Source organism: Hydrogenobaculum sp. (assembly GCF_049967395.1).
Classification (GTDB): Bacteria; Aquificota; Aquificia; order Aquificales; family Aquificaceae; genus Hydrogenobaculum.
The window spans coordinates 19,734-27,569 of sequence record NZ_JBMFST010000016.1; the positions used below are offsets into that span (position 1 = coordinate 19,734).

Consider the following 7,836-nt stretch of genomic DNA (forward strand, 5'->3'; position numbering starts at 1 on the left):
GAGGTTGTATGGGAAAAGCCAAAGGCAAAGACCAACTTTTAGAAATCGGCAAAGAAAAAGGCTACGTAACCTACGACGACATAAACGAGTATGTCAGTGAGGACTTGGTAGAATCGGACGAGTTGGAGTCTTTGTTTGATATCTTGTCCGAAAAAGGTATACAGATTTTAGAAGACGAGACAGAAGCCGCTATACACCACGAAGCTGACGAGGAAATTCTAGAAGAAGACGACGAGATGATAGTATCTGCCAGCATAGTAGAGGCAGATCTGAAAAACAACGATTCCGTAAGATACTATCTAAAAGAGATGGGCAAGATAGCTCTTCTTGGAAGAGCAGATGAAATAGAACATGCAAAATACATAGAGATGGGCAGAAAGCAACTAAGGAGAGGATTACTAAGGACATCTTTCTTGGTGGATATGGTGCTAAGGTATTGGGCAAAAGTCTGCGATGGAAAGATGAGATCTCAAGAGATACTTGATATGCAGGAAGAACATACAGACTACGATGAGTACGAAGAAGCAGAACACGTGGATTCTGTGTTTATAGAAAAAGGTATAGAGCTTGCCAAAAAATATAAAACAGTAATAGAAAAAAGGACGTTATTTTTAACCTACAAAGACAAAAAAACAAAAGCAGAGTACTTAAAGGCTCATGCAGAGATGAATAAAACGTTGAAAAGTATAAACATTAAGTTTTCAAGATACGAAAAAATAGCCGATGAGTTTATAAAGCTATGCAAAGATTACAAGAGCAAATTAAACTCTTTATCGATACAAAAAAGAAGGTTTGAAGCTATACATCCAAATGTTGAAGAGCTGTTGTCTTACTATGATAGAAACAAAGAGCTTTTAAACAAAATAGAAAAACATATGCCTTTTCATACTTTTGAGATAAGCAGGTCAAACTACTTAGCTCTTCAAAGGGAAATAGAGGACATAGAAAGACGTTTGGGAGTCTTACCAGAAGAGCTTAACAAAATTATAAACATTATAGAGCAAGGAAGAAAACGCGTAAAAGAGTCAAAAGATATAATGGTAAAATCAAACCTAAGACTCGTAGTGTCTATAGCTAAAAAGTACATAAACAGAGGTCTTCATTTCTTAGATCTTATACAAGAAGGCAACATGGGACTTATGAAAGCTGTTGATAAATACGACTACAAAAAAGGTTTTAAATTCTCTACATATGCCACATGGTGGATAAAGCAAGCTATCACAAGAGCTATAGCAGATCAAGCAAAAACTATACGCATACCAGTACATATGATAGAAACTATCAACAAAATTTCTAAAGTATCCAAAAAACTATTCCAAGAGTATGGCAGAGAACCATCTCCCGAAGAAATAGCGAAAGCTATAAACATGTCCCCAGAGAAAGTAAGGAAAATACTGAAGTCTATTCAAGAGCCTATATCCCTTGAAACACCTATAGGAGATGACGAAGATACACACCTTAAAGATTTCATAGAAGACTCAAGCATATCAAACCCAGAGGAAGCTACGGCCAGAAGACTTCTAAGAGAACAGATAGAAAAGATTATCAATACACTTTCAGATAAAGAAAGAGAAGTAATTATGTATAGGTTTGGTCTGGTAGACGGCATAGAGCACACGTTGGAGCAAGTAGGAGCTATGTTTAACCTTACAAGAGAACGCATAAGACAAATAGAATCAAAAGCTATAAGAAAGATAAGACACCCAAGCAGAGCAAAGTATTTAAAAGATTTTGAAATAATATGATGTTTAAAACAGCAATACTGCTTGGTATTTTATCAGGCATATTTTTAGCTGTAGGTTATATGATAGGAGGCCAGACTGGCCTTCTTTTCGCACTTATTTTTTCGGCTTTTACAAACTTTATAAGCTATTATTATTCAGATTCCATAATACTTTCTATGTATGGAGCAAAAGAACTAACCCCTCAAGAAGCACCCACTCTTTTTAACATAGTAAAGAAGTTAACCCAAAGGGCAAATTTACCAATGCCAAGGTTATACATAATAGATATGGATCAACCAAACGCCTTTGCTACCGGAAGAGATGAACATCATAGCGCTGTGGTAGTCACTACAGGACTTTTAAGACTTTTAAACGAAGATGAAATAATGGGCGTTTTAGCTCACGAGCTTTCTCACATAAAAAATAGAGACATACTTATAGCAACAATAGCAGCCACTATAGCTGGTGCTATAAGCGCCCTCGTAAATATTTTTCAATTTAGCCTTATGTTTGGCATAGGACAAGACAGAGACAGGAATTCAAACCCTATAGTAGCTTTGCTTCTTATTATCATAACTCCAATCATAGCTTCCATAATACAGTTTGCGATATCAAGATCAAGGGAGTTTGCTGCGGATGCTACGGGAGCCCGTATATGCGGATGCCCGCTTTCTTTGGCAAAAGCCTTAAAGAAGATACACGATTATGTGGAAAGAGTGCCAGTAGAAGTAAATCAAGGCACAGCGGCGTTATTTATAGAAAATCCAATGGGAAGCATAGGACAGCTTTTTTCTACCCATCCACCCACAGAGGAACGAATAAAAAGACTTGTTGACATAGCAAAAGAAATGGGACAAATTTAAAAAAGGAGTATGTTATGGCAAAACTTATCGTAAATAAAAAAGTCATAGGAAACTTTGACGTAGGAACAAAATTTCAGGATATTCACGATCTTATAGAAAAAGCGGGTGTTGAGTTTGGCTGTACCGATGGCCAATGTGGAGTTTGTGTAGCCACAGTATTACGAGGGCTTGAGGCTTTAAATGAAGTATCTGAAAAAGAATCAGATACTCTATGGCGCATAGGAGAATATGATGAAGATAGAAGGCTTACCTGTCAACTTGAAATAGTAAAAGACACAGATGTCATAGAGCTTCAAACAGATTAAAATGCAAGGCTATGTAGAAGATGGTATTCTAGATTTAGCAAAAAATCTAAGGTTTATACCCATAAAAGAAGACCAAGACACGCTAACGATAGAGGTATCTGCCAATCAAGATATAGCTTTTATAAAAAATATACTTTATTTTTATTTAGACAAGAAGATAAAAACTGAGGTTTTAAACGAAGAAGAGTTTTTAGAGCGTTGGAACAACTTCTTATCCCAGTCTTTCCAAACGTTAGAAGACCAAAATGTGAAACTTGAGTTTGAAACTATAGATATTTCAAAAGATGAGCTTGAAAGCCCAGCTATTATATTTGTAAACAACATTTTATTAAAAGCTATAAAAACAGGAGCCTCGGATATACATATAGAACCCTATGAAAAAAACGTTTTGGTGAGAATGAGAATAGACGGCAAGTTGGTAGTGGTGGAAGAACTTACCAACGGCTTTTATCAGAGCGTACTTTCCCGTATAAAGGTTATAGCAAATATGAACGTAGCCGAAAAAAGATTGCCTCAAGATGCAAGATTTAGAATAAAGATTTCAAAAAAAGAGATAGATATAAGGGTATCTACCATACCCTCCTTGTTTGGGGAAAGGGTAGTACTTAGAATATTAGACCAATCAAATACACCTCTTGATTTGGAAGAGCTCGGGCTTTCAAAAGAAGATTATGAAACTGTATTAAACATACTTTCAAGACCATATGGCATAATACTTGTGACAGGCCCCACTGGAAGCGGTAAATCCACTAGTTTATACGCTTTTTTAAAAAGATTAAAAAGCCCATCAAAAAATATAATAACCATAGAAGACCCAGTAGAGTATCAAATAGAAGGCATATCACAAATTCAAGTAAACCCAAAGGTGGGACTTACGTTTGCATCAGGGCTTAGGTCTATATTAAGACAAGACCCAGATATCATTATGATAGGAGAAATAAGGGACAAAGAAACCGCTGAAATAGCTATCCAAGCAGCCCTCACTGGACACCTGGTGCTTTCTACGCTTCATACCCAAAACGCTTTATCAAGCATCACGAGACTTTTTGATATAGGGATAGAGCCTTTTCTAATAGCCTCTTCTGTGGAAGGACTTATAGCCCAAAGGCTTGTAAGAAAGATATGCCCTTATTGTAAAACCTCTTACAAACCCTCTTTTGTAGAGATTAAGGAGCTGGGCTTAAAAGAAGGAGATTATACCTTTTACAAGGGGCTTGGTTGCGAACACTGTATGCAATCTGGCTATAAAGGTCGCATTGGGCTTTTTGAAGTAATAAACGTAGACGACAAGCTAAAGAGTTTGATATCTCAAAATCCTTCTTGGGAGTATATTAAAAGCCATATACAATACAAAAGCCTTTTGGACGACGGCATAGAAAAAATATTAAACGGTATAACCACCACAGAGGAAGTGCTTCAAGTATGCAAGATTGAGGAAAACCAATGAACATACTAATTGGTATCACCGGCGGAATAGCCTGCTACAAAACGTTGGAGCTTATTAGGCTTTTAAAAAAGAAAAACCACAACGTAAAAACCATTATGACAAACTTTGCACAAGAGTTTATAAGCCCTATGATAGTAAAAACCTTGTCCCAAGATGAAGTGTATACGGACTCAAACTGGAAAGAAAAGCCCCTTTGTCATATAGATTTAGCAAGGTGGGCAGATGTATTTGTAATAGCCCCTTGTACTATAAATACGCTTTCAAAGCTAAGATACGGCATAGCCGACAATTTGCTTACCACAACAGCTCTTGCTTATAAAGGTTACATACTTTTGGCTCTCTCGGCAAACACGGTAATGTATGAAAAAGATATTACCAAAGAGCACATAGACAACATAAAAAACTACAACTTTAAAATAATAGAACCAATATATGGGCTTCTTGCATGCAACGAAGAGGGTATAGGCAAAATGGTAGAACCAGAAGAACTTTTGTTTTACATATACAGCGCCAACGAGGAACCTATTTTTAAAAACAAAAACGCTTTAGTGATAGGAGGGGCTACAAAAGAGTATATAGATGATGTTAGGTTTATATCAAATGGCTCTTCTGGTAAAATGGCAAGATACCTTACCATGGCATTAAAATCCTTAGGAGCTAAAGCAGACTTTTTGGATGTATCAAACATGGATGTTGAAAAAGCCTACCAAAAAATATTGGAAATATTTGACAAATACGATATTGTTGTAATGAACGCCGCTATCTCAGACTACAAAGCATATTCAAAACACAGCGGAAAAATCAAAAAAACTCAAGATAAAATTGTTTTGGAGCTTTTAAAAACAAAGGATATATTAAAAGAGCTGGGTTCTATGAAAAAACCCCATCAGAAGCTTATAGGTTTTGCTCTAGAAGAAAAAGACCACCTTATAGAAAATGCCAAGTCAAAGCTAATAAGCAAAAATTTAGACGCCATAGTGGCAAACCCTATATCCGTGATGGGCGCTGATGAGTTTGAGGGATATGTAATTACTAAATATGACGTTAAAAGCCTACCAAAAATGCCAAAAGATGTTGCCAGCGTAGAGATTTTAAAAGCTTTAAAAGATATTTTATGATGATTTTTATCCTTTTATTGTAAAAATGTTTTGTTATATTTATACTTTTGTGAGGTGAGTTTATGGAGACAGTGGATACTAGAGGGTTGTTTTGTCCATTACCTCTTACGTTGGTATCGAGAAAGCTAAAGGAAATACCTGTGGGCGAAAAGCTCATGGTCATGGCAGACGATAAAGCCTTCAAAAAAGACATAGAAATATGGGCTTTTGAGTCTGGAAACAAACTAATAGATTTTAAAGAAGAAAACGGGTATTATGTAGCAATAGTAGAACGTGGCAAAGGCTTTAAAGGAGAAAAACTAATAGATAAAGTCAAATTTATAGCCCTTGGCGTTAAGCTTCATGCAATCAAGCATTTTCTCGATATAATGCCTTTTGGTAAGCCAAAATATCTAATAACCTTTGTATCTGTGTCAGAGGGTGTTAGAGCAGACAAATTTTTGCAAGAAAAGAACATGAACTCCTACGTGAAGTTACCAGTGCCAAAAGAGATATATCCACACTGCGGTATTGTCTTTGGCTTTTCATCAAAGGAAAAGGCTTTTGAGACTTACAACTTTTTAAAACAAAACAAATTTGCGGTAGAAGACGTTTTTGCCATAGAAAAGGGCGAGTATCCAAAACTCACTTAGAAATATTGGTAAAGGATTTTATCAAAAGCCATTGGCTTTAATTTTGTTTTGTCAATTTCACTTGACATTTTATAGTTAAAAGTGTATTTTGTAAACTAGAATGGACATTAAAGTATCATGCAATGGTAAACCAGTGGGAAATCTGTTTGAGGGAAAAGATAAAGAATACGTATTTGAATATTTAGCATACGAAAAGCCAGACAAACATAATATTTATCAAAACAGTGTCTCAATCTCTATGCCTTTTTCTCAACGGATACATATAAGTAAGTTTTATCTTCATCCATTTTTCGATAGCTTCCTGCCAGAAGGCTATCTATTTGAAGTCTTGAAGAGCTTAATAAATAAAAGAGAGGGAAAAATAGATGATTTTATCCTATTGCGCTATCTTGCACCGGGAATAGAGGGAAGGGTAACCTTTGGCGGAGAGACTTCTTCAGCACCCACAAGCATAAACCTTGAGGATATTCTGACAAACGATACATGGGATACTTTCAAAGAGCTTTTATCGATGTTTCTTAATAAAAACGCCGTATCCGGAGTTCAGCCAAAAACAATTGCAGTAATTAAAGATAAAACTAGTTTGGATTTTAAAGAGTTTATAGTAAAAACTTTCGGAGATGAATATCCTAACCTTGTAGAAAACGAATACTTTTGTATGAAAGCGGTAGAAAGAACCGGCGTAAAGATACCTAAGATTTACATTTCAGAAAATAAAAAATTTTTGGTGATTGAAAAATTTATTTACAATGAAAATGGTTATTTAGGCTTTGAAGAAATCGGTTCAATTTTGGGAAGAAGAAGACATGATAAGTACGAAGGTAGCTATGAGCAAATAGCCAAAACAATAAAGAGGTTTTCCACAAACGTTGCAGAAGACCTTAAATCGTATTATAAAATGATCGTTATGAACTTTCTTATTAAAAATGGCGATGCCCACAACAAAAATTTTGGACTTCTCTATTCAAAAGATATATCCCATATTTGGCTTGCCCCAGCCTACGATGTTGTATGCACAAGCGTATATATAAAAAAAGATCAACCAGCTTTATTTCTAGGAGGAACTAAAAAGTGGGTAAGCAAAAAGGAACTTGTAGAATTTGGATTGAAATACTGTGCTCTAGAAGAGGAGGACGCAAAAGAAATATTTGATAATTGTAAAGAAGCACTAATAGAAACTATTAACGATGTTAAAAACTATATGAAACAAAATCCAAACTTTCAAGAAATTGGAAATAGGCTTATAAAAGAGTGGGAAGAATCTTTAGATAAACCATGAGGTGTTTGAAATGGACTATGAAAGACTAGGCAAGTTTATAAAAAAGAAAAGGAAAGAAAAAGGATGGACCCAAGAAGAGTTTGCTAATATAACAGGATTAAGCAGACAAACTCTCAGCAAAATAGAAAGTGGGGTAGTAGCAAGAATCACCATAATTCATATGGAAACCATTTTAAGGCACTTAGGTTACGATATCTGTATAGTCCCCCACAATATTTTTGGGAAAGAAGAGCCTTTTATGTGCAAAGAAGACTTAGAATGGGATGAGTATTAAGCCAAATTAATTATTGCTTCAGAAAGATATAAATTTGAAATTCACATATAAAAGTAAATACTCATCATGTTATAATGAAATTTATGAAATTTCAAAACTACACCAATATTAAGATTCTAATTAATACTTCTTTAGTATTTTTAATAATATTTGGTTTATGGGTTAGCTTACACTATGTACTCTATTCATGGGGC

General features: G+C 35.3%; 8 protein-coding genes. All 8 read left to right on the forward strand.

The features are described from left to right. Positions 1 to 8 precede the first annotated feature (8 nt). The 8 genes from rpoD (at position 9) to ACP5S8_RS03700 (ending at position 7,642) form a co-directional block, all read left to right on the forward strand. A complete protein-coding gene (gene rpoD / locus ACP5S8_RS03665) occupies positions 9 to 1,745 on the forward strand; it encodes an RNA polymerase sigma factor RpoD (RefSeq protein WP_461870256.1) in 1,737 nt (578 codons plus the stop codon). Then, a complete protein-coding gene (locus ACP5S8_RS03670; RefSeq protein ID WP_461875757.1) occupies positions 1,742 to 2,587 on the forward strand; it encodes a zinc metalloprotease HtpX in 846 nt (281 codons plus the stop codon). Before rpoD ends, ACP5S8_RS03670 begins: the two co-directional genes overlap by 4 nt. 14 nt (positions 2,588 to 2,601) lie before the next feature. Further along, entirely contained in the window at positions 2,602 to 2,892 is a 291-nt protein-coding gene (locus ACP5S8_RS03675; RefSeq protein ID WP_012514567.1) for a 2Fe-2S iron-sulfur cluster-binding protein, read from the forward strand. Between the two features lies 1 nt (position 2,893). Continuing rightward, a complete protein-coding gene (locus ACP5S8_RS03680; protein WP_461870258.1) occupies positions 2,894 to 4,339 on the forward strand; it encodes a GspE/PulE family protein in 1,446 nt (481 codons plus the stop codon). Further along, positions 4,336 to 5,457, forward strand: coding sequence for a bifunctional phosphopantothenoylcysteine decarboxylase/phosphopantothenate--cysteine ligase CoaBC (gene coaBC / locus ACP5S8_RS03685; protein ID WP_461875759.1), 1,122 nt, complete (start codon positions 4,336 to 4,338; stop codon positions 5,455 to 5,457). Before ACP5S8_RS03680 ends, coaBC begins: the two co-directional genes overlap by 4 nt. Before the next feature lie 62 nt (positions 5,458 to 5,519). Further along, complete coding sequence (locus ACP5S8_RS03690; protein WP_461870260.1) at positions 5,520 to 6,089, forward strand: sulfurtransferase TusA family protein; 570 nt, start codon at positions 5,520 to 5,522, stop codon at positions 6,087 to 6,089. 100 nt (positions 6,090 to 6,189) lie between these two features. Further along, positions 6,190 to 7,368 carry a type II toxin-antitoxin system HipA family toxin gene (locus ACP5S8_RS03695; RefSeq protein ID WP_461875761.1) on the forward strand — a complete coding sequence of 393 codons (1,179 nt, stop codon included), beginning with the start codon at positions 6,190 to 6,192 and terminating at the stop codon, positions 7,366 to 7,368. Positions 7,369 to 7,378: 10 nt separating this feature from the next. Further along, the gene (locus ACP5S8_RS03700; RefSeq protein WP_461875763.1) at positions 7,379 to 7,642 is read left to right on the forward strand and encodes a helix-turn-helix domain-containing protein; all 264 of its coding nucleotides are present in this window, start codon (positions 7,379 to 7,381) and stop codon (positions 7,640 to 7,642) included. Positions 7,643 to 7,836: the final 194 nt, after the last annotated feature.

Excerpts from the sequence above, each read along its gene's own strand:
- ACP5S8_RS03670 (WP_461875757.1), top strand. The coding sequence starts at position 1,742 with ATGATGTTTAAAACAGCAATACTGCTTGGTATTTTATCAGGCATATTT.
- coaBC (WP_461875759.1), top strand. The coding sequence starts at position 4,336 with ATGAACATACTAATTGGTATCACCGGCGGAATAGCCTGCTACAAAACG.
- ACP5S8_RS03675 (WP_012514567.1), top strand. The coding sequence starts at position 2,602 with ATGGCAAAACTTATCGTAAATAAAAAAGTCATAGGAAACTTTGACGTA.
- ACP5S8_RS03690 (WP_461870260.1), top strand. The coding sequence starts at position 5,520 with ATGGAGACAGTGGATACTAGAGGGTTGTTTTGTCCATTACCTCTTACG.
- ACP5S8_RS03700 (WP_461875763.1), top strand. The coding sequence starts at position 7,379 with ATGGACTATGAAAGACTAGGCAAGTTTATAAAAAAGAAAAGGAAAGAA.
- ACP5S8_RS03695 (WP_461875761.1), top strand. The coding sequence starts at position 6,190 with ATGGACATTAAAGTATCATGCAATGGTAAACCAGTGGGAAATCTGTTT.
- ACP5S8_RS03680 (WP_461870258.1), top strand. The coding sequence starts at position 2,894 with ATGCAAGGCTATGTAGAAGATGGTATTCTAGATTTAGCAAAAAATCTA.
- rpoD (WP_461870256.1), top strand. The coding sequence starts at position 9 with ATGGGAAAAGCCAAAGGCAAAGACCAACTTTTAGAAATCGGCAAAGAA.